The organism is Paraburkholderia sp. RL17-383-BIF-A (assembly GCF_046028015.1).
Taxonomy (GTDB): domain Bacteria; phylum Pseudomonadota; class Gammaproteobacteria; order Burkholderiales; family Burkholderiaceae; genus Paraburkholderia.
Window position 1 is genome coordinate 244945 of record NZ_JARESR010000007.1, and the last position, 22104, is coordinate 267048.

At 57.4% G+C, this 22104-nt stretch carries 19 protein-coding genes; 4 read left to right on the forward strand and 15 right to left on the reverse strand.

The window, feature by feature from the left end; all coding sequences use genetic code 11:
* The first annotated feature begins 189 nt into the window (after positions 1-189).
* Entirely contained in the window at positions 190-1269 is a 1080-nt protein-coding gene (locus tag P0D71_RS11455; protein ID WP_408480085.1) for a glycosyltransferase family 4 protein, read from the forward strand.
* Between the two features lie 15 nt (positions 1270-1284).
* Here the strand turns inward: P0D71_RS11455 and P0D71_RS11460 are convergent, their stop codons facing one another.
* Positions 1285-2196: a glycosyl hydrolase gene (locus P0D71_RS11460; protein ID WP_408480034.1), complete on the reverse strand. Its 912-nt coding sequence runs from the start codon at positions 2194-2196 to the stop codon at positions 1285-1287.
* A 731-nt stretch (positions 2197-2927) separates the two neighbouring features.
* Here P0D71_RS11460 and P0D71_RS11465 point away from each other — a divergent pair.
* The 3 genes from P0D71_RS11465 (at position 2928) to P0D71_RS11475 (ending at position 8105) form a co-directional block, all read left to right on the forward strand.
* Positions 2928-5303 (forward strand): polysaccharide biosynthesis tyrosine autokinase, encoded by a 2376-nt coding sequence (locus tag P0D71_RS11465; protein WP_408480036.1) that lies wholly within the window; start codon positions 2928-2930, stop codon positions 5301-5303.
* Positions 5304-5463: 160 nt separating this feature from the next.
* A complete protein-coding gene (rffA, locus tag P0D71_RS11470) occupies positions 5464-6636 on the forward strand; it encodes a dTDP-4-amino-4,6-dideoxygalactose transaminase (protein ID WP_408480037.1) in 1173 nt (390 codons plus the stop codon).
* Between the two features lie 125 nt (positions 6637-6761).
* The gene (locus tag P0D71_RS11475) at positions 6762-8105 is read left to right on the forward strand and encodes an O-antigen ligase family protein (protein WP_408480039.1); all 1344 of its coding nucleotides are present in this window, start codon (positions 6762-6764) and stop codon (positions 8103-8105) included.
* Here the strand turns inward: P0D71_RS11475 and P0D71_RS11480 are convergent.
* The 14 genes from P0D71_RS11480 to P0D71_RS11545 all read right to left on the reverse strand — a co-directional run bounded on the left by P0D71_RS11480 (position 8068) and on the right by P0D71_RS11545 (position 21873).
* Complete coding sequence (locus P0D71_RS11480) at positions 8068-8976, reverse strand: glycosyltransferase family 2 protein (protein ID WP_408480041.1); 909 nt, start codon at positions 8974-8976, stop codon at positions 8068-8070. The genes P0D71_RS11475 and P0D71_RS11480 overlap by 38 nt on opposite strands.
* Positions 8977-9059: 83 nt before the next feature.
* Positions 9060-10214, reverse strand: a complete 1155-nt coding sequence (locus P0D71_RS11485; RefSeq protein ID WP_408480042.1) for an NAD-dependent epimerase/dehydratase family protein — start codon at positions 10212-10214, stop codon at positions 9060-9062.
* A complete protein-coding gene (locus P0D71_RS11490; protein ID WP_408480044.1) occupies positions 10211-10849 on the reverse strand; it encodes an acyltransferase in 639 nt (212 codons plus the stop codon). The genes P0D71_RS11485 and P0D71_RS11490 overlap by 4 nt, the downstream gene beginning before the upstream one ends.
* An 8-nt stretch (positions 10850-10857) precedes the next feature.
* A complete protein-coding gene (locus P0D71_RS11495; RefSeq protein WP_408480045.1) occupies positions 10858-11859 on the reverse strand; it encodes a glycosyltransferase family 2 protein in 1002 nt (333 codons plus the stop codon).
* A gap of 9 nt (positions 11860-11868) precedes the next feature.
* Positions 11869-13359 (reverse strand): lipopolysaccharide biosynthesis protein, encoded by a 1491-nt coding sequence (locus P0D71_RS11500; RefSeq protein ID WP_408480047.1) that lies wholly within the window; start codon positions 13357-13359, stop codon positions 11869-11871.
* A 488-nt stretch (positions 13360-13847) separates the two neighbouring features.
* Complete coding sequence (rfbA, locus tag P0D71_RS11505; RefSeq protein ID WP_408480049.1) at positions 13848-14741, reverse strand: glucose-1-phosphate thymidylyltransferase RfbA; 894 nt, start codon at positions 14739-14741, stop codon at positions 13848-13850.
* Positions 14742-14751: 10 nt separating this feature from the next.
* The gene (rfbB, locus tag P0D71_RS11510) at positions 14752-15813 is read right to left on the reverse strand and encodes a dTDP-glucose 4,6-dehydratase (RefSeq protein ID WP_408480051.1); all 1062 of its coding nucleotides are present in this window, start codon (positions 15811-15813) and stop codon (positions 14752-14754) included.
* On the reverse strand, positions 15810-16013 hold the full coding sequence (locus P0D71_RS11515) for a hypothetical protein (RefSeq protein ID WP_408480053.1): 204 nt from the start codon (positions 16011-16013) through the stop codon (positions 15810-15812). The genes rfbB and P0D71_RS11515 overlap by 4 nt, the downstream gene beginning before the upstream one ends.
* A 660-nt stretch (positions 16014-16673) precedes the next feature.
* The gene (locus tag P0D71_RS11520; RefSeq protein ID WP_111489003.1) at positions 16674-17165 is read right to left on the reverse strand and encodes a hypothetical protein; all 492 of its coding nucleotides are present in this window, start codon (positions 17163-17165) and stop codon (positions 16674-16676) included.
* Between the two features lie 14 nt (positions 17166-17179).
* The gene (gene tnpC, locus P0D71_RS11525; RefSeq protein WP_408480055.1) at positions 17180-18646 is read right to left on the reverse strand and encodes an IS66 family transposase; all 1467 of its coding nucleotides are present in this window, start codon (positions 18644-18646) and stop codon (positions 17180-17182) included.
* Positions 18647-18769: 123 nt separating this feature from the next.
* Complete coding sequence (gene tnpB / locus P0D71_RS11530; protein WP_179707317.1) at positions 18770-19117, reverse strand: IS66 family insertion sequence element accessory protein TnpB; 348 nt, start codon at positions 19115-19117, stop codon at positions 18770-18772.
* Positions 19111-19524 (reverse strand): IS66 family insertion sequence element accessory protein TnpA, encoded by a 414-nt coding sequence (gene tnpA / locus P0D71_RS11535; protein ID WP_187191010.1) that lies wholly within the window; start codon positions 19522-19524, stop codon positions 19111-19113. The genes tnpB and tnpA overlap by 7 nt, the downstream gene beginning before the upstream one ends.
* Positions 19525-19899: 375 nt before the next feature.
* Entirely contained in the window at positions 19900-21015 is a 1116-nt protein-coding gene (locus P0D71_RS11540) for an acyltransferase family protein (protein ID WP_408480057.1), read from the reverse strand.
* Positions 21016-21138: 123 nt separating this feature from the next.
* Positions 21139-21873, reverse strand: a complete 735-nt coding sequence (locus tag P0D71_RS11545; protein ID WP_408480086.1) for a Crp/Fnr family transcriptional regulator — start codon at positions 21871-21873, stop codon at positions 21139-21141.
* Positions 21874-22104 lie beyond the last annotated feature (231 nt).

Consider the following 22104-nt stretch of genomic DNA (forward strand, 5'->3'; position numbering starts at 1 on the left):
CGGCTGCCCGCCTACCTGGCGCCACCTGTTCGATTTTCATGGGCCGTATTCGGGGGAAAGAGCAACCAGCCGAGCGCCGACACTTGGTTGCAATTCATATGAGTCTGCATGGCTCCGTGACCTGAACCACCGCCAGAAAATGCTCGACACGAAGGACGAAACATGTCTACACGTACATTGGCAAACGCGATCGACACACTGACAACGCAGGAAAATTTTGTCTACAACGGGAGATTTACGGGTCAGAAGGCGACCGGCGTGCAGCGAGTCGCTCGAGAATTAATTGTTGCTATGACGCAACTGCCGGAGATCGACCATGTAACCGTCGCAGTCCCACCCGGCGACAAGATACTGCCCGTTGACGGCGCGCAGACACTGAGGATGGGATTCGGAAGAGGGCTATTCTGGGAGCAGGTCATGCTACCCATATTTGCCGGACGGCGCCGAATCGTCAACCTGAGTAATTCAGGGTCGATATTCCGCCCTCGCCAGGTCATCTTCATGCATGACGCGGCCGTGTTCGACACGCCCGCACATTTTTCCCTGCGGTTCCGCGCCTGGTATCGAATCATGTTCTGGATTCTTGCGCGTACGTCGAGTTGCATTTTGACCAACTCGGACTTTTCTCGCCAACGCTTAGCCCATCATTGCCGCGTGCCAGCCTCTCGAATCGGCGTCGTTCCGCTCGGCGCCGATCATCTCGACACTATCGAACCCGACGACAACGTGCTGGGCGAACATGGATTGAATTCGAACCAGTTCGTGCTCGCCGTCAGCAACCTCAATCCGACCAAGAACTTCGCTCGAATTGTCGAAGCGTTCCAACATGTCAACGATCCCTCTCTCGACCTCGTCATCGTTGGCATGAAGAATCCGATCTTCGGCAAGATCGATGATATCTCGAACGTTGCCCCCAACATCAAATATGTCGGCTATGTGAGCGACGGCAAATTGAAGGCACTCTATCAACATGCCCGCTGCTTCGTATATCCATCGATCTACGAAGGGTTTGGGATCCCCCCGCTCGAAGCAATGAAGAACGGTTGCCCGACCCTGGTGGCTAGCGCAGCCGCATTGCCCGAAGTCTGCGGGGACGCATCACTATATTGCGACCCTTTCTCTTCCGACGATATAGCCGACAAGTTGAAATCGTTACTCTATACCAGCGAACTCAGGGCCGACCTACGGCGCCGTGGCCACCTCCACGCGAGCAAGTACCGTTGGCAAACGAGTGCGAAAATCCTGCTGACCGCGCTCGAACAACTTTGATTCACCGAGGCATACTCAAGGCATTGGGTGGGCCTCGATAAACTTCCTAACCTGTTCGAAACGCCGCTTCCGCTTTACGCCATCACCGTAGAGCAGACCGTACTCTTCACTTGGCTGATCGTAAAGCTGATATAGCGTTACATTTTGGATTCCATATTTCTTTGCATCCGCAACGAAACCCGCAAGTCCATCCGGTCCAACCAGGTACGCGCCAGGATCACCGCCGGAATAGTCCGGCCGCACGCCGAATTCCGTGATCCAGATTGGCTTGCCGTATTGGGTGCTTAGATGGGTCAATACGTGATTCAAAACATTGGGCTGCGGTACCCACGAAGCCCGGTTCGGACTCATTTCCGAATACCAGTGCCATGCGGTGATATCCCACTCCACGACCTTCGCGCTATCCCGCTTCCCATCAGGTTCAGTGCCGTCCCTCAGCATGTCCGAAAAGCCATAATGCAGCCAGCTTAGTGAGCCCAGCAGTATTCGGGCAGACGGCTGAACCTCCTTGATGCCATCGATCATGCCTCGAATCGCGCCGCGTGCCTTTTGGTACTTGGCATTGTCGTAATGGGAGGGATACTCGCCGCTCGCTCCGTTGAGGATCACGTCATTATCGAATTCGTTACCCACCTGGTAATACGAAACCAGGCTATTCAACACCGTAGCCGCGTCGGCTCCAAGTTTGCGGCCTTGAGCGTACGCCGTTGACTCGTTCAAATTTGCCTGTACGTCCGGTGTGATGATCAACGGCAGTATGCCGACGCATTGCGCCGCCGCTACCCGCGCAAGTCGCACGATCTGCTCCGCCGCGGCTTTGTCCCCGACATCCTGAGCGTATATGGTTATGCCAAGGTCGCGCAATTGGGAGATCTGCGCCTCGAAGCTGCGCGCCGTATAGATACCGCCCTGCTGGACATGACCCACTACTCCATAAAATACACCAGCGTGCCCCTTTGAACATGGAATCTGAGGCGTCGCCCCGACTTGATCATGAAAAGGCTTACTCGCCGCAAACGCGTTTTCCAGCCTAAGGTCTGACCACCTTGTTTCCCTCAGATGTACAACAGTAGCAATCGCGAGACTGAGTACTGCTCCACAAATGACGATGGCTACTTGGATTGATCGTTTCCTCATGCGGCTGGAGCCTCGCTATCGTGATCGACCTCCCTGTGGGCCGCATTCCCCTGGTCGATCCCTCAGGCAATTTAAACACAGGTGGTGTGCGGGTGAGCGCAAGGAGGTCAGAAAAACGGAGTATCCCGCGGGTAACACTGGAAAACTGGTAAATATGACGCCGCATTAAAGTCAATTTTGCTACGGCTTTACGAGCGTAAAACATTCTAAACGTTCCTAGCGAGTATCTCGCCTACTTTAACGGAACCAGCGCGGTGCAACGTGCGCTAAACCACAGACCGGCAGGTAGGAAAAGCGGTATTCATATCACACCTGTCCAGAGTCGCGTCGATGGACGTGGCTGCGACGAATCGGTGAATGACGGCTAGGCAACGACATCAGATCCTAGCCGGCGATTCGTCGAACCAATGTGAATCGATGTATCAATTTCGGCCGTGGGCGAGTTGCACGGTCGGTGTCCAATGATCTGCGCGGCCAAGCCTGTCGCACCATCGATTAGCTTGTTACCCCGAAACCTGGAGATGGCGCCTTTGAACACGCATATTCTTAATTCCGGATCGTCTCGTGCAGGCAATGACGAGGGTAACTTTTCGTTGCGCGACATGCTTCATTTGTTGCGAGACCATATCTGGACACTGTTGGCATTCGTCGCGATAGCAACGACGCTTGCCACTGCGTACGCCTTCCTCTCGGCACCGACGTACTCGGCCGACGTCGTCGTGCGTGTCGACCCGCCTGCGCCACCCGACCAGAATGCACTCGGCATTTCCCGCCAGGATGGCACAGCGCAGCAGCAACCGGGCACGCAAGCGACCGCTGCGGAAATTTCCCTCATGCAAAGCCGGTCCGTGCTTGAGCCGGTGGTTCGCCAATTTCAGTTTGATGTCGAAGTGTTACCGCATACCTTCCCAATCCTCGGTCATTTCGCGGAGCAACTCGCTTATCCTGGCCATCCCGCCAAGCCGTGGTTTGGGCTCAGTTCGTTCGCCTGGGGCGGCGAACGGCTCGAAATCCCGTCGCTTCACGTACCCGCGTATCTCGAGGAAAAACCACTGGAACTAATTGCGCTCGACAAGGGCCAATACGAACTTCGCGCACCTAACGGAGCTATCCTGTTACGTGGTGAGACCGGCACGCCCGTAACCGTGGCGGACGGGCTATCAATCACGGTCAAGGAACTCGTGGCCAGGCCCGGTACCCCGTTCACGGTGATCCATCGCAATGCGCTCGATGCAATCGATGGGCTGCGGCGCCAACTCAAAATCGCTGAAGTCACGAAGGACACCGGGATCGTCCAGATTTCCTTCTCCTCGAAAGACCGAGGGCTGACCGCCGACGTCGCCAATGCAGTTGCTCAACAATACATTGCATCTGCGGTGGCGAGTCGCCAGCTTAATGACACGAAAACGCTTGAGTTCATCCAGGGCGAGCTGCCGAGGCTTAAACGGGATCTCACGAGTGCCGAACAGGCCTTGAGCGACTATCAATCGTCAACCGAGACAATGCGGCCGACGACCGAAGCGCAATCGTATCTACAGGGAAGCATCGAGTTGCAGCAGCGCACGTCAGCCTTGCAGCTGCAGCGCACGCAGGCGGCGTCGCTTTTTACGCCCAATAGTCAGCAGGTCAAAACGATCGACGCGCAACTCGCCCAGCTGGCCGATGCAAAACGTGCCTTCGACTCGCGCTTCACCAGCATGCCAACTTCCGAGCGGCGCAACGCTGAACTGACCCGCGATGCGAAGGTAGCAGAAACTATCTACCTAGGCATGGTCAGCAAGGCCGAAGAGCTTTCCGTGCGCCGCGCAAGCGCCTCAGGTGGCGCACACATTGTCGACGAGGCGATGCAGCCGTATAGACCGGTCAAACCCAACCGGCCTTTGGTTGTCTTCGCGGGCGGGGGGCTGGGATTTTTTATCGGAGCGTTTTTCATTGTACTGAGGCGTTACGCAACCACCGGTGTTACCGACCCGCTGTTTGTCGAGCGTCGGTTGGATGTACCTGTCCTCGGCGAAGTACTGTTTAGCCGGCAACAGGCTCAGTTGGAAAACGAAACATCTGTGCAGACCTCGCAGGAATCGCCGGCCGGGCGTGCCGACAGCGTTCCGGGCCTGCCCGACCCCCATTCACTAGCGTTGGACCCGCTCGACGCCCAGTCGTCGAACGCTGCTGTCGGCCTAGGAGTAGCGCGCGAAATGGGCGCGCGCATTCTCGCGAGCCGCTTGCCGCATGAGCCCTCAGTGGAAGCGCTGCGCGAGGTACGTACGCAAGTGTGTCGCGATCGCCTGAACAAAAAGAACAACATTGTGATGTTAACGGGTCCGAGTCCCTCCACAGGCAAGAGCTTTGTGGCGGCGAATCTCTCCATACTTCTTACGGAAGTCGGCTTGCGCATCCTGCTCATCGATGCCGACATGCGCCGAGGCAATCTCGCCTCGTTCTTCAAACAATCCAATCGCGGTGGCCTGTCCGAGGTTCTTCAAGGCAAGCTACGCAGCACGGATGCCATTCGTTCTGTTGGCGTTCGCGGGCTCTCTTTTATGTCGTGCGGTTCCTACCCGGCCAACCCGTCTGAGCTGTTGATGATGCACGACTTCAAGCAGGTCGTCGATCAGTTGAGCGTGCAGTTCGATCTCGTTCTAGTCGACACTCCGCCGTTCCTCGTAGTGACCGACGCGGCGATCATGGCACCTCACGCGGGTGCGACCGTCCTCGTGCTTCGCTCCGGCATGCAAAGCGAAGACGAAATTTCGGAGACGGTCAAGAAGCTACGACGCGCAGGAGGACGACTTCTCGGATCGGTTTTCAACGCAATCCCCAAACGAGCCAGCAATTGGAGAAGCTATGAGCAGGCCGCGCAGTACACGCGCACGCTCAGTGAAACAGACGAGGTGTAACGCTACAGAGGTCTACAGCGAGGCGCTCACGCACCTTGCTCCTTGTGAAACACCGGGCGAATTCGCCGGGAAGCAGGGGCTTGAGGCTGCGCAGCTTCGAGACCCAAGTACATGTCGCAGCGAGAACCATTGATTCTCGATTATTTGGGGTGACCTATTCATGAGCCGATCTACGCCGCAAATTGGAATCGAGGTAAGCGAGAACCGCATTCCCTTCAATGCACCCGCCATGACGGGCAACGAATTGAAGTACATCGCGGAGACTCACTTCAGTAAAAAGCTTGCAGGCGACGGCTCATTCACGGGACGTTGCAACCGGTGGCTGCAGGAAAGAAGCGGTGCTGGCAAGGCTTTGCTGACGCACTCCTGCACAGCCGCACTTGAAATGGCGGTACTGTTGCTGGACATTCAGCCCGGCGACGAGATCATCATGCCTTCGTACACGTTCGTCTCGACGGCGAACGCTTTCGTGCTACGCGGCGGCGTGCCGGTCTTCGTCGATATACGCGAAGACACCATGAATCTCGACGAACGATTGATTGAATCCGCGATCACGCCACGAACCCGCGCGATTGTCCCGGTGCACTACGCCGGTGTGGCATGCGAAATGGACACGATCGTATCGATTGCGCGACGGCACGGACTCAAGGTCGTGGAAGATGCAGCGCAGGGCGTCATGGCCACATATAAAGGCCGCGGCCTGGGCTCCATTGGCGACCTCGGCGCATACAGTTTCCACGAAACCAAAAACATCATTTCTGGCGAGGGTGGCGCACTGCTGGTCAACGACCCCGCCCTCACGAGGCGCGCGGAAATAATCCGCGAGAAAGGCACCGATCGCAGCCGTTTCCTCCGCGGAGAAGTCGACAAGTACACCTGGCAAGAAGTCGGCTCCTCTTTTCTGCCGAGCGAACTGATCGCCGCTTATCTTTGGGCACAGTTGGAAGGTGCAGAAACGATCACCGAAGCGCGTCTCGCGAACTGGGAGCGATATCACGCGCTTCTCGAACCGTTCGAGCGCAAAGGTGCGTTGCGCCGCCCTATCATACCGAACGAATGCAGGCACAACGGACACATGTACTATGTATTAGTCGAAGATGAACATGTACGGCAGCGCATACTCGACGAGTACAGAAGGCAGGAAATCGGCTCGGTATTTCACTATGTGCCACTTCATTCCTCTCCAGGCGGCCAAAGGTACGGTAAAGCTGTCGGTTCACTCGACGTCACTATCAATCAATCGAAGCGATTGATCCGTCTTCCCCTTTGGGCAGGCTTGACCGAAACGCAACAGATACGCGTGGTCGACATTTTTAGCGCTCTTCTGAAATAGGGCGGCGTACCCGCCGGCAGGCACGCGAGTATCGCATCCGGGAGCTGACAAGAGGGTTTTGCCAGCACCGGGCACGTGATCCATTTCCACTTCCTGAACCGGTTTGCAAGCCTCCCTGGAATCCCATGAAACAGCGCATTACCTCGCACGCCGATCTGTACTATTTCGTCTGGGTATTCGCCATGCCCGTGACCTCCGTACTTATCCTGCCTTCCGTTCAGGGGACGACGCTCGGTTACATCATGTGCTTCCTGTCATTACCGATTGCATTGGCGTGCGCCGGCGCTTCGCGTACTCGCTATATCAACTTCCTGATCGTCGCAACGTCAGTGTGGACAGTCTTCTTCCTGGCGTCCCAGCTCGCTGATACCGCAGCTCCCTATGAACCGGACTTTACAAAAGTCCTGCTTATCGACGATAGCGATGTGTTGACCTTCATCCTTAGAAAGAGCTTGTTTACCCAAACGATCTATCTCGTCGCTGTCGTGCTCTATGCCTCATACGTCTATATCTTCTACAAACCATCGTGGCAGCAGTGGCTGCTTGCCTCGGCGACAATTTTCGCTGTGTACGGCATCTATGAGGTGGTGTACTTCGTCGTAACGGGCCAACCCGGAGACTTCATTTCCAACCGGTCATTTGGCGCTGAGTTTCGAAATGGTGACGGAAGCGCAGAGGACGGCTCGCTGAATGGGAGCTCCTTCCAATGGCTCGACATCCACGGATTCCACATGCAGCGGCTGAAGAGCCTGACCGGCGAACCTTCGATGTATGCTCTGTCGATGTTCCCATTCTGGGTCTACTTCAACGCGACATCGAAACGGCGACTGCCAGTGTGGATAATCGGCGCCTCGCTGATCATGAGTACTTCGTCGACCGCATTTATCGGCTACGTCGTCTATCTGCTCATTCGCATCAGAAAGATTGGCTTCCATCCGCTCAAGGCCATGGCGGGCGCCTTAGTGCTCTTTGTGGTCGCCTATCTGGCAAGAGACTACATTGCCGATCTGTTTCAACAGATGATTCTCGACAAGATGGACGGGCACAACGTATCTGGCGTCGAGAGATCCGGTTTCTTCCGTGCTTCCATGGATATGTGGGCGGGCGGCTCGCTTGCCAACCAGCTGTTTGGGATCGGCTTCGGCTATATACGTTCGACCGACCTCTTCTCGACTCTGCTGGTCAATACAGGGGTCTTGGGGCTCATCCTCGTGAGCCTGCTCATTCTGTACCCGGCATTCAAACTCGATTGGTCGGCGGAGGGGATGGCATTGCGCCAGTGTTGCGTCACGACATGGGTGATGATGATGATTTCAGTTCCGGAATTCTCCTACCTCGCGCCGTGGACTTTCATTGCCATCGCCTATGCCCGCCTTCGCGTCGTAAAGATGACAGCGCGCCGAAGCACCGGCGCGTTGCCCAAGAACTTGGTCAATGATCGGCAACTGACAGTGCGAAGCCGGCTCTAAGTCCTTTGAACACGCTTAATCTGGCCGCCGGCGAAAACTTCACGCACTTGACCGTCAATGTAACAACGGCATAGGCGATCGCAATCGCGCGGTGTGTCGGAGCCAAATGCTTGCGGCTGAAATAGACGCGGTTACGTGCCGTATAAAACAGGCTGAACGGACTTTCATTGCCACCGGTGGACACCGCCACCTTGTGCCCGACGCATGACGTCGGCACATACAACAGGCCGATAGTGGCATTTTTCATACGCCAGACGAAGTCACTGTCGTCGTAATAGACGAAGTATTTCTCATCCATCATTCCGATCGTCCGAAAAATGCTTTTGTGGAGCAACATAAAGCAGGTTGGCGCGTATTCCGTAAACATTTGCTTGTCGAATTGCCCGCGATCTTCCTTCCGATCGCCCACGTGGGGCGTAGTGGCAGTAAGGGGCGAAAACCGCCCTCCCGCACACCATATGCGATTAGTACCGTGATATGTGATTTTGGGCACGGCGGCCAACGCACCCGCCTCCTCGGTGTGCTTCACGAGTCCAGCGATCACGTCGGGATCGGGAAAATCAGTGTCGTTATTGGCTAGCAGAACGTAATCGCACCCGTCTGCTAACGCCATCCCTATGCCCTGATTGTTGCCGCGCGCGACACCGGCATTGTTGTTGTTGAACACGATGTCGGCGCGGATATGGTGAAGAGCTGCGAGTTCGCGCGATATCGCACTTCCCGTGTCCGTCTCGCTGTTATCGATCACATACAGCTTGAAATTTACATCGCACTGGGCGGCGAGACTTTTGAAAAAATCGGGAAGCACAGAATCGGAGCGATACAGCACGGTGACAATCCCGATTAGCGGCGATCCATATCTCGTTGACATATCACGTCCTTCAAATGAGTTGCGGAGGTGGCTGTCGCGGCACCGCCGTCCTAGCATGATGAGGGCATCCGCTGGATTGTGCTTCAGGCGGCGCGTTCGCATCCCTTGTAGAGCCCCTTCTCCCGCATCTCGGCGATGCTTTTCTCGTAGGTATCGGCCATCACCTCCTGCCGGTCGACCCACTGGGCAAATCGTGTGATTCCCTCGCTAAACGACACCCTAGGCTCGAATCCGAGCATTTCCCTTGCTTTGGTCAAGTCTGCATAAACATGGCGTACGTCACCTAGGCGGAATGCGCCTGTCACGGCGACGCTGACATCACTCGCATATACCTCGCACAGTGTCTTTGCGACATCCATGACCGAAGTGCGCACGCCGGAGCCGATGCCGAATACGTTGTCCGCCGCATTGGCGTTTGTAAGCGCCGCATAGGTTGCGTCGACCACGTCATCGATATAGACGAAGTCTCGGCTTTCCAGCCCGTCCTCGAAAATATTGATCGGATTGCCGTTTTTGATACGCGTGGAAAAAATCGAAAGAATGCCTGTGTAAGGGTTGGATAACGACTGCCCGGGACCGTAGACATTCTGATAGCGTAGCGCTGACGCAGCGATGCCAATGGATCGGCAGGTGGTCATCACCATTTGTTCTTGGGTCTGCTTGGTAATGCCATAAAGCGAGGTCGGATGGATTTTCGATTCCTCGTCAGTCGGCACGCATTCCATCGCCTCACCACTGACGGGACAGAGGTGCTCGAACTGCCCCTCGAGCATATCTTTTTCCTGCCGCGGGCCCGGATACAGAATGCCGGCGGCCGGCGAACGATACTTGCCTTCTCCATAAATCGCGCGCGACGAAGCAACGACTACCCTGCGTACGGAATTGCGGCGGTTCTTCACCAGTATGTCGAGAATCAGGGCTGTGCCATGCACATTCACATCGACATAGCGATCGACCTCGTACATCGATTGGCCAGTACCCGTCTCGGCTGCAAGATGCACGATCGCGTCTTGCCCCTGCATAACACGCTCCAGCACTGCCCGATCAGTCACGGACCCCTTAACGAAGTGCACGCTTACCGGCAACGACGCAAAGATTGCGGATGTGACAATGGGATCATCTCCGTGAATTTGGGGAGAAAGATTATCGAGCACCGTAACTTCCGCATTGTCTGCGCAGAGCTTGCGTGCCAAACTTGAGCCGATGAAGCCGGCGCCACCCGTAATTAGGACTTTCATTGTTTCACCCTCTCCCAACATTTCGTTTCGAAGTTGTAGCGCTTCATGATTTGCGCCGGATTTCCTGCAACCACGCAATAGTCGGGAACGTCGCGTGTCACCACCGAATGCGCGCCCACCACGGCATGACGTCCGATCTTCACGTTGGGCAGAATCACCGCATTGAACCCAATGAATGCGTCCTGCCCTATCGATACGTAGTTGCCCCGGGTGCGAATACGCTCGCCGATACGTGTCCTATCGTTGACGTCCTCATAGGGGTGCTCGACATCGACAATGGCAACATTGCCTGTAATGGTCACGCCATCGCCGATCTCGATGGAAGAGCCGCATACGATGTGGACGTTCTGCTCGATATTGACCCGGCTACCAATCGTGAGCCGCGGCGGCGCCGCCGATTCCGTCACCACAAGTTCGATACGCGCACCTGGCCGAATCAGCACACGCTCGCCGACCGACGCGTAATGCACGTTGACGAGCAGGAGTGGGCGAAAAATTGTCGTTTTTGCGCCGACCGACTGGAATACGTGCGCGTACCAGAGACGCGTCTTGATTCGGTACCAGGCCAGACACGCCAGGTTGCACAGATCGAGAAGCCGCAACGTCCTTCTGACCGGCCGCTCGCGCTCCTGCACGGTGGTACTCATGCGTTAGCCCGTTGGCGTCCGGTCATCTGCTTGATCCCCGTATAGACAGTGCGCAACGTACGGGGCCAGCGACGCATGGCGTACAAGACCATCTGTTTCGAACCGATCCGCGCAGCGCGCCAGCTCGATTCGATGCAGTCCTCAAAGTTGTCCTCGCTCCCATGTTCCAGATAGAAAATGGCCGACGTCAGATAGAACTTTGCACGCCCCTCGTTGACGGCGTCGCTCGCCATGCCGAGATCAGCCGCGATCTGGCAGGTCTGGATTACGTCATTCAGACATTCCCTATGGCGCGTGGGATTATTAATGCGAACGGAAGTCAAACCAGTACGGTTGACGCGGTAGAGACCCAAATCTTCGTCCAGGTAGCAACCTCGAGAGCCCATCAGGACCTGGGTCAGATGGGCAACGTCAGGCACCGACTTGAGACCGACGTCGACCGGATGGCGGCGGCGCAAATGCGCCCGATACATCTCCGAGCTATGAAAAAAGAATGGACCATTCTTGATGAGGTATTCGGCGTCAAACGTCGCCGGTTTTTGCTGTGGCAGCGGAAACGCCACGGGCTCCAACGTATCCTGGTCGACCGTGCGCATCTTATGTACTACGAGACCATATTCCGGGTGATACCTCAAGAAATCGAGTTGACGCTGCAGCTTGCCGGGAGACATGACATCGTCGCCATCAATGTTGGCGATGTATTCGCCTCTCGCGAGAGCAACCGTATCGGCAAAGTTGCCCGAGAAGCCAACATTCTTCTCATGCGCAACCACCTTGATCACATCCGGAAAACGCCGTCGAAACGACTCGATGACCTCAAGCGAATCGTCTGGTGAGTTATCGTCACCCACGATCACCTCGAAAGGCACATCGATCTTTTGGTCGAGGACGCTCTGCAGGCACGCGCCGACGTACTCACCTTGCCGATAACAGAGCACGACGACCGACAACACAGGCGCGGTTTGCTCATATACCGAATGCTGAAGGGTTGTATCCATACGTTTCTCTCAGTTGAGGACCAGTCGTCCCGCCAGGTGGCGAGCCTTGCGTTGAACGATCGGCGAAACTGCGACGGTCAGAGCAAGCATGGCCAGCCACGCACCCGACAGAACAAAGAACAGACCAATGCGCGAGCATGCCGCCAAATCGGCACGGCTCATCAACAGACCGATGGGTATGACCGCCAGAACGCGTGCTGCGAGTCCGCGATACCAGCTGGCGTTGATTCCATCGATAAACTTTCGATGGACGATCGCCACCCAGCCGAACAACAGCAGAAGATTCATCCCCAGCCACACATAGGCCGCGCCGACTGCACCGAAGTGAATGCCGCCGTATAGAACTGCGGGCGCGAAGAGGATGAGAAATCCGATGTTCCCCTTCAAGTGCAGCGACAAATCCCCTTTTGCGTACTGCACGAAGAAGGCAAGTGATGCCAACGCCGAACATGCGTTTCCGACTGCGTAGCATTGCATCGTTCGCAATGCTTCCGGCGTCACTGGCGCGCTCGCGGACCATAATCGAAGCACGGCTTCGGGCGAAAAGGCGAACACCGCTGCGACCGGAATTACCGCCAACGACGTCACCTCAGAGGCCAGCGCGTACATCTGACGAATTCGCTCGCCACCACCAAAGCTCTCGGTAGTCAATCGGGGAATGAAAGCCTGCTGAATCGGGTTGGCCAACAACATGATGCCGCTCGCAAGCAACGTTGCCATACTGAACACAGCGAAATCCGCCAAAGGGAGGACCTTCGAAAGAACCACCTTGTCTATCTGCGCGGTGCAAGCCCAGATCAGTGCCGACAATGCAATCGACAGAGATAGCTTTGCGCGCGATGACAGAACCTTCCATGAAAACCGCGTCGAAAAGATGGGTATATCGATCGTTTTGCCGAGCAGGATCCGCATCGCGACAGCCTCCCCGACAATCGCCACGAGTTGCCAGACAAAAAAGAACTCGACGCGCGGCCAAGCTATGATGATTGGCACGACGAGGACGTTGCGTATTACGGCGAAGGTAATTCCAATGCCATTGAGCGCGACCTGCCGGTCGATACCGATCACTCCCCCGCGGTACAGTGCACAAAGCCAGCGCGCGATAGCCGTCAGCGTCATCAGCACAAACGCAGTGCGGATCTCACTCGGAGGCAGCGTGGAAGCGTTCAACCATCGCTCGGCAAAATAGGGGGCGACAAAGATCGACAAGATGAACAGGACCACGCTTGTGCCGAGGATCAGTTTTTCCAATGACTCGAGCAACAATCCCACTTCATCTTTCGACCCCGTTCCTGCCCGCAGGCTGCCTAACTCGCGGCACAACGTCGGTGAAAGGCCAAAGTCGAGCACTAGTACCCATGCGAGGAGAACCGCGTTGATGGCAATGAGCCCATATGCTTCCACGCCAAGGTGGCGTACATAGATCGGCACCATGACGATGCCGAGCGAAACAGTCACCATCTGGCCAACGAAATTCGCGAGCAGGCTTCGTCTCAACATCGCGGTTTGCCGGTAATTTGTGTAGAACTACAGGTGGCGCCAGAAGCGCCGCGGAATCCGACTTAAATCCCCTGGCGGTACTCATTCGTCGCAAACTTGTCCAGGGGCGAGCGCGTGATTCGTCAAGCGACCGAGCAATTCCACTATTAAGACGGCCTGCCGTCGGCGGAACGACTATTCATCAGGTTGGCTACATGCTCATCGGTGACTCGAAGATCAATACCGTAAAAACTCGACGTATTGTCAGGTTATCTGCTGCGGTCTGGGGGTTGGAACGCGAATATCGGACGCGCTACTCAACCCGGTGTGCAGACCGCGCTGATAAACGCGAATACAACTGGGGAGCGATGGAAACGCCCGCTGTAGCCCATGCAATCAAGCATACCTGTCTGGTTTCGAATCAAATGTGCGTCGGCGCACGTTCAACGCTTTGGGAATGGGGTATCACACATTGATACGGGCCGACTCAATTCGCGTGAACGCAAGTGTCACTGGGTTGGCCACGCAATCTGATCCTTGGGCAGATTAAGCAAATATCGTCCATACGCATTCTTGGCTAGCGGTTTGGCGAGTTCCAGCAATTTCTCTTCGTCAATCCAATCTTTTCGGAAAGCGATCTCTTCGGGACACGCGACCACCAGCCCCTGCCGCTTCTGCAGCGTGGCGATGAAGGTCGCTGCTTCGATCAACGAGTCGTGCGTGCCCGTATCGAGCCAGGCGTAACCGCGGCCCATGATCTCGACATTGAGCGCTGCGTTGGCGAGATAACGCGAGTTGACGTCGGTGATTTCAAGCTCGCCACGCGGCGACGGCTTGATATCCGCGGCAATGTCGCACACCTGCTTGTCGTAGAAATAAAGACCGGTGACCGCGTAGTTCGAGCGCGGCTTCGCGGGCTTCTCCTCGATCGAAAGCGCACGGAACTCGCGGTCGAACTCGACCACGCCATACCGTTCCGGGTCGTGCACGTGGTACGCAAAAACGGTGGCGCCTTCGGTTTTGTCGTTGGCGTTTTCCAGCTGCTTCGCCAGATCGTGCCCGTAGAAAATGTTGTCGCCGAGAATCAGCGCCGACGGATCATTACCCACGAACTCCCGGCCGATGATGAACGCCTGCGCGAGCCCGTCCGGCGAAGGCTGCACCGCGTACTGGATATTCATCCCCCACTGGCTGCCGTCGCCGAGCATCGCCTCGAAGCGCGGCGTGTCCTGCGGCGTCGATATGATCAGCACGTCCCGGATGCCCGCCACCATCAGCGTGGACAGCGGGTAATAGATCATCGGTTTGTCGTACACCGGCAGCAACTGCTTCGATACGACGTGCGTGATCGGATACAGGCGCGTGCCCGAACCGCCCGCGAGAATAATGCCTTTGCGCGCCATTGCCGTGCCCTTACGCGCGTTGCGCGTAGTTGGTCTCAACCCACTTGCGGTATTCGCCCGAGGCGACTTCGTCCGACCACGCCTGGTTCTCCAGGTACCACTGCACCGTTTTCGCGAGGCCCGTTTCGAACGTCTCCGCCGGCTTCCAGCCAAGCTCGCGTTCGAGCTTGCGCGCGTCGATCGCATAACGGCGGTCGTGGCCCGGACGATCCTTCACGTAAGTGATCTGGTCGCGGTACGAAGCGCCCGCCTTCGGACGCAACTGGTCGAGCAGGTCGCACAGCGTGTGAACCACTTCGAGGTTCTTCTTCTCGTTCCAGCCGCCCACGTTGTACGTCTCGCCCGGCGTGCCGCGCGCGAGCACTTCGCGGATCGCGCTGCAGTGGTCGCCTACATACAGCCAGTCGCGCACGTTCTGGCCGTCGCCGTACACCGGCAGCGCCTTGCCCGCGAGCGCGTTGGCGATCATCAGCGGAATCAGCTTCTCGGGGAACTGGTACGGACCGTAGTTGTTCGAGCAGTTCGTGGTGAGCACCGGCAGGCCATACGTATGGTGATACGCGCGCACCAGATGGTCCGAACCCGCCTTGGTCGCCGAGTAAGGGCTGTTCGGCGCGTACGGTGTGGTCTCGGAAAATTGCGGATCGGTAGCGGACAGCGAGCCGAACACTTCGTCGGTCGACACATGCAGGAAGCGGAAAGCGGCCTTGTCGGCCTCGCCGAGTGCATTCCAGTACTGGCGGGTCGCTTCGAGCAGCGTGAAGGTGCCGACCACATTGGTCTGGACGAAGTTCTCCGGCTGGTGAATAGACCGGTCGACATGCGTCTCCGCCGCAAGGTGAATGATCGCGCGAGGCGTGTATTCGGCGAGCAGCCTGTCCATTGTGCTCCGGTCGCATATGTCGGCGCACACAAAAATATGCATAGGATTGCGCTGCAGAGATTTCAGCGTGTGCAGATTGCCCGCATAGGTGAGCTTGTCGACGTTCACCACGGGTTCGTCGCAGAGCTGCAGCCAGTCAAGCACGAAGTTGGCGCCGATAAAACCGGCGCAGCCTGTCACAAAGATCATGGAAGCCCTTTGGAAGCCGCCTTCGCGCAAGTGCGCAGAAGGTCGATTAAGATCTGGCTGACATCCGGTGAATGGTGCGGCCACGAGAAGTCGTGAGCAGCTTCGGTGAAGCTTTCCATCGCGACTTCCATCGCCGCGAAGAGATGCAACCCGTGCAGTGTAGGATCCCCGAACTCCCGTTTCAGTGCGGAAAGCAACATACTTGCTTTCGCCCAACTACCGGGTCAACGGAGGAACTTCGTGTAGGTCGGCAACACTCTGGGAGAGCGCGTTACCCATGCCTCGACCGCATGGAGATGAGTTTGTCAGATCTTCGCCGAAGTCGGATATTACTCGCGCTGATGGCCTCTGCTGCGTCATGAAGATGATCGTCGCGGCCTTCACGGTTCGAGGCAAACGCGGCCGCCGATGTAAATCGAGGCGCCGCTCACTTGAGCGCCCGAAAAAAAGGATTATTCATCGCCTCGCGGCGTTCTGGCTCGCGCGACACACAATGCGCATACGAAAACGCCTATTAGCACGCCAAATATAAAGCATAAGAAGTGTGTCAAAACGCTCAACATTTGCCTGGTCCTTTCTTTGAGGCGAGATTGAATTTATAACGAATCACCTCCTTCGCGATTCACCAAAAATCACCGAACGCAGCCGGGGAGAGCAATCGACCGAAAGTCGAAAACAAACTGGCGGCGGCACTGGCATAGCGCGGTGATCGTCGCGGCAAACATCATACATTACTGGAAATGCGACGCTGTCCAAAAACGGATACAGCCGATGCGGTAGGCCTCAGCGACGCATCGGGCCCGGGATCGGACTTTAGCGCGGTATCCGTCAGCGGAACCCGTGTTGACGGTGTCGCGCGGTTAGATGTCGACGATCTTCCGCAACAGAGCGTAAGAGACCCGCCAATGGCCTTCCGAATCATTAACAGCGATGGACGCGGTTTTTGCGTTGAGGCGGACGATGATGCCGACCCGCTCACTCAGATGTTTGTCGGTGAAGCTGACGGTGTCGCCAATGAAGAATTCCTCTCGCTGAGCTCGCGGTGGCGGCGACGGAGGCGCGTGAGTTGGGCCGCTCGCAGTGTCAGGGATAACCGCCGCGTAGAGCAGCGACCAACGCTGACGGTTCTGGTTGTCCTGGATCACCGCCTGGGTTTGCCTCAGCTCCACCACCGTCCCGTGCGAAGGTGGTGCGAGCGGATCGCCCCCGATATAACTGACCTCCATTCCCAGATGCAAGCGTTGACGTACCTCGAGAATGCGTCGCGGGTCGTCCAGCATTTTGCCGATGGCGAGATAGAGGCGATACAACTCGGCGCTGGGCGCCTGCCGAAGCGAGTCGAGAATGTCCATGAATGTGTAGGCGTTTAACGGGCGAGCGGCAACAGTTCGTGCACGCGGTTGACAGGATACGACGGCAACTTGTGAAGTGTGTCCTTGAGCCATGCATAGGGCTCGAAGGCGTTCAGCCGAGCCGTGCCGAGTAGCGAGTACATCGTGGCGGCGGCCCTGGCGCCACGCGGCGAGCCCGCGAATGTCCAATTGGCTCTCCCCAGGGCGATAGGGCGAATTTGACGCTCGAGAGCATTGTTATCAGGCAGCAGGATACCGCTCTCGGTGTAACGAACGAGCGCCGGCCAATGGCGTAACGCATAGCCGAAGGCTTTCGCGAGCGGCGCCTGAGCCGGCAAACCGATGACGTTGCCTTCCAGCCATTGCCGGAACTGTGCGAGCACCGGCAGCGCATCGATTTGCCGCGCCGCATATTTGAGATCAGGTGTTTGGTCCCGGATCCGCGACTCGATCGCATACAGGCTGGCAATCCACTGCAGCGCCTGCGCCGCAAGTCCCGGTTTGCTCTGCGCCTTCGCGATTTCGAAGAAGCGTCGACGGCAATGCGCCCAACATCCGACCTCGACGATGTCTCCGGTTTCGTAGAGTGCGCCATGTCCACTGTACGCGTCCGCCTGCAGATAACCTTTGTACTTCTGCAGGTACCGCAGCGGATGCGAACCGGAGCGCGATTCGGCGAACTCGAACACGACCGCTGGCGGGTGGTCAACCCAGACGCCGTTCTCCTCGCGCTGGCCCGCGCCCAGGTATCCCCATAATCGTGCTGTGCGCGTCGCCGTGCGACCCTTCTCGAGTAATGGCAGCGTCGTGTCGTCGACGTGCATGCGGGGTGCCTGCAACTGGTGAGCCCGTAGCGGTGGCAGCAGCACTTCGAGCAGTTCGGCTGCCGCCAGCTTCCATTCGCACAGCGTTGCCCGGGGCAGGTGCACACCACGTCGTGCATAGCGCATCTCCTGCCGGTTCAAAGGCAGGTGATCGACGTAGGTGTTGACCAGGATGTTAGCCAGCAGGCTCGCGCTCGCATTGCTCTTCGGCAGCGGCGAAGGCTGGGCACTTGCGGTCACGATGGTCGACTCGCCATCCTTCTTCGCCGCGTACTTGAAGCGGATATGTTCAATGACGGTGAGCCTCGACGGCTCGTAGTGCAGCGTCTCGCTGCGCTCTTCGCCGATGCGCTCGAGCGAATCGAATGCGGCTTTCTGTTCGTCCTTCAGATCGTATTCAACGCGCTCGCGCGGCAGGTCCTTCGGCAGCGCCGGACGGCCCTTGCGGGTGTGGCCCGCGACCGGAACCTGCGCCGGCTCAGGAGGAATGGGCAACTCCGTGGCGGCGTCGAACAGTTCCGCCTGACCCGCCAGCCGCTCGGAACTGACGCCGAAGCGCGCACGGTTCGCCTGGGCAATCTGGTGCTGCAGCGCTTCCAGTTGCTCCCACAGCACGCATGCCAGCCGGTTCTGTTCGAGCGCGAAGGCTTGCAGCACGTCGGGCTCGACCGGCAATTCCGCGACAGTGATGGCGGTGGGCGGCATGGCTATCATGATGCCCAACTCGCGCTACGTTTACAAGATCGGGGGAGCGTTGTATTTGCGCAGGCGACAGCGAGTTCAGCTCACGCGCGTCACCGCGACGGCGCGATGTGGCTCGCGTGCCGGGATCTCAATACCTTCGAGCCAGGCGTTGAGTTCGGCAAGCGTGAAGCCGCGTTGCGCGAGCGCTAACGGTGATGGAAAGCGGCCCCGTTCAAGGCGCTTGTACCAGAGCGCGAAGCCGGTGCGATCCCAGTAAAGGCATTTGACTTTCGAGCGGTCCCGGCCGACAAACACGAACAGATTGCCCGAGACAGGGTTCTGGGCAAGCAGTGGTTCGACCAGATACGACAGGCCGTCGATGGATTTGCGCATGTCGACCGGCTCACGGCAGATATACGCACGAACATCGGCTGCGATCAGCACCGGCTACCTCCGAGCTGTCCGAGCACGAAACGCACGATGCGCTCGGCATGAGCACCGGTCAGCTCGATGCGAACACCGGCGAGCGACAACGTCACCCGATCACGCGAAGATGACAAAGCGTCCGCCGTCGACGGTGGCGCAGGAGTGGCTGGTGCGGTGTCCGGATGGGAACCGATAAATGCAGCGTCCGGGGTGACCGCGAGCGGGTGCGCGCCTGCTCGTGCCTCGCCAGAGAGCTTCTTGCGCCACAGGCCGAAGGTACTGACGGCGAGCCCCTGCTCACGACAGAAACGTCGAAGGCCCAGTCCGCTTGTGGTCCATGCCATGACCATCTCGCGCCAGAATGCTTCGCCTTGCCGGGGGCGCCGTGCGCCCGTCGGTACGGCCTCGCCCGTTGCGTCGTCCATTGCCTTGCTCCGTCGTTACGATGCCATCACCTTCGCACCGCGCTTACGCGCGTTCAAGACGGGATGCGCTGACGGATACTTAGCGCGAAGCGGATGATTGGCCCGGTTTGCGCCAAGGACATGCAGCCCGCTGCGCATACAAGCATGGCAAATCGGCAAGGGTGCGAATGTGATACCGGACGTGGTAAGACCTGCAGGCCATCGCGAAATAGCAGTTCGACAGCAAACCAGACGACGAATGGCGACTTCTACTCAGACTGCACACCACTACATGTCGAGAGGGCGAGGGCCTCGTTCAGGCGCTCCGCAGGAACTGCGGCAAGCATGACAGCGGTCACGACGCGATGAATCCGACGCATGTGGATCGCGGGCTGCTCAATCGTTAGCTAGCGCCTGCCCTTTTATCTCGAGACGCGCCTTCTTTTTGCGCTCCATGCGACGCGGGTAATCGATCGCAGGCTTTTCGATGAAACGATACGTGAGATACGAAAGCACCAGAGTTGCTGGGCACAGGATCGCCACATGCGGCCAGCCCTCGATATTGGCCAGTCCGATCAGATTCTGGACAGTCGGGTGAACGAGGTACAGTGAGTAGCTTATTGTTCCGAGACCTAGCAGCGGCTTGAGTTGCATGATCGATCGTTCGCGTGCCGCATAGCAACCGATGAACAGCAGGTAGGCGACACCCCATGAGATGAACACAGACTGTACCGTCGCAATCTCAGGGCGTTGGAAAACACCAAATCCTATATAAAGCGCTGGAACGATCGCAAGCATAATTGAGCCCACCAAAATCAGAAATGATAGTTGGCTGATCTCATGCGTATGCCGGCGGTAAAACAGCAGACCTACGACACAACTCGCCACGATGCCGAAGCGGCCAAGCGGTATGCGCAGGTGCAAAACGTATGATGCTATGGACAATGCTAGCAATCCGGCTACTGTGAGCGCAGCCAGTAAGACGCTACGCCGATTGACCCGTAGCGCGAATGCGAACGACAACAGAATATACCAGGCAAACTCCATAGAGAGCGTCCACGATGCGCTAACGAAGTTGGGTAGATGTGCGTAGTCCTGCAGGAAGAAAAGGTGCAATAGGAGGAAGTAGCCGAAATTATGTATAGCGCCGGGAGGGTAAGCACCGCAGCCGACAAGATAAAGCGCCAACTCGAACGCGAAAATGGCTAGGTAGAGTGGATAGATCCGAAAAATACGATGTTTCCAGAATCTACCCAGGGCATTTGCGCGCTCAAGACTCAGTGGAATGACAAATCCACTGACCAGGAAAAAAGTTAGGACGCCAACTTGCCCAAAGTTGATCCACGGGCCAAACCCTGTGGTGATTGAAAACCAACCGGCGCCCTCGCCGCCATGCTGGAAAATCACGAGCAGCGCTGCCACTCCACGGAGAACATCGATGAACGCATAGCGGCCACCGGAAGTCGCCGCCCGGCCCGCATTCGGTAACCTTATTTTTTCCGACGTCAGCATCAGGTTTCCTTGAGACGGGTTGTCGGCGCAGTCTATCTCTGTGGAGTGTCGGGCATTGTACGCAAACACACAAATGCACCGCTTCCCGCCCAATTTATCGATTGGGCGCGGATATGTCGGCCATCAGCGTGTGGCTTCCATCACACTGATGCGTGGCAATAGCCGGTCGAATTCGCGTTTGACAATCTCGTAGCATTCACACGCCCGCGCCTCCAGTCCGGTCCGGTCCAGAACCCGGACACGGCCGCGACTGTGATGGATGAGGGCTGCTTCGCAGAGCTTGCCAGACGCCTCCGTCACACCTTCGCGGCGCACACCGAGCATGTCGGCTATCAGTTGCTGCGTGACTTGCAAATCGCTCGTGCCCGAACGGTCGATGTCAACCAGAAGCCATCGACACAGTTGCTCGTCGAGTCGATGGAGCCTGTTGCACGCCGCCGTTTGCGCGACCTGTGTGAGGAGAGCCTGCATGTACAGCAACATCAACGAACGTAGAGATGCACAATCGCGTAACGCATCGCGAAGCGCTTTTGCGCTTATTCGATGGGCGAAGCCCCGGCATTGGGCCTGCACGCTTGCAGGCATGGTGTCTCCGCCTGTCAGGATCGGCACGCCTGTGGTGCCGTCCCTTCCAACGGCGGCGATTTCCACCGAGCTGCCGTTTTCCATGGTCTGCAGGAGAGACACAATGGCTGTGACAGGAAAATAGACGGTGCGTATGAGTTCACCGGATTTCGACAGCATCTGTCCGGGAGTCAATTCGACGAGTTCAAGATGAGGAGCCAGCACTTCCCATTCATGCGTTGGGAGCGCCTCTAGCAGACGGTTACCACGGCGGTATGACTGATAATTCGTCATCATTTCCCTCACGTAAGTATCGCAGGCCTGCGGATGGCAGGCCTCCACTCGAATCGAGACAGTAGTGACGATTCACTTCCCCTCATTCGCGCGGTCGGCAAACTGAAGCGGTGTTGGAGACGATCAAGGCTTCGCGACTGGCATTGCGTTGTCTTTGATGTCGCGGTGCAGCATAACCGGCAAAGAAAGTCGCGCCAATAAGCGTGGCGGAATACCCAGCACGATAGGCGG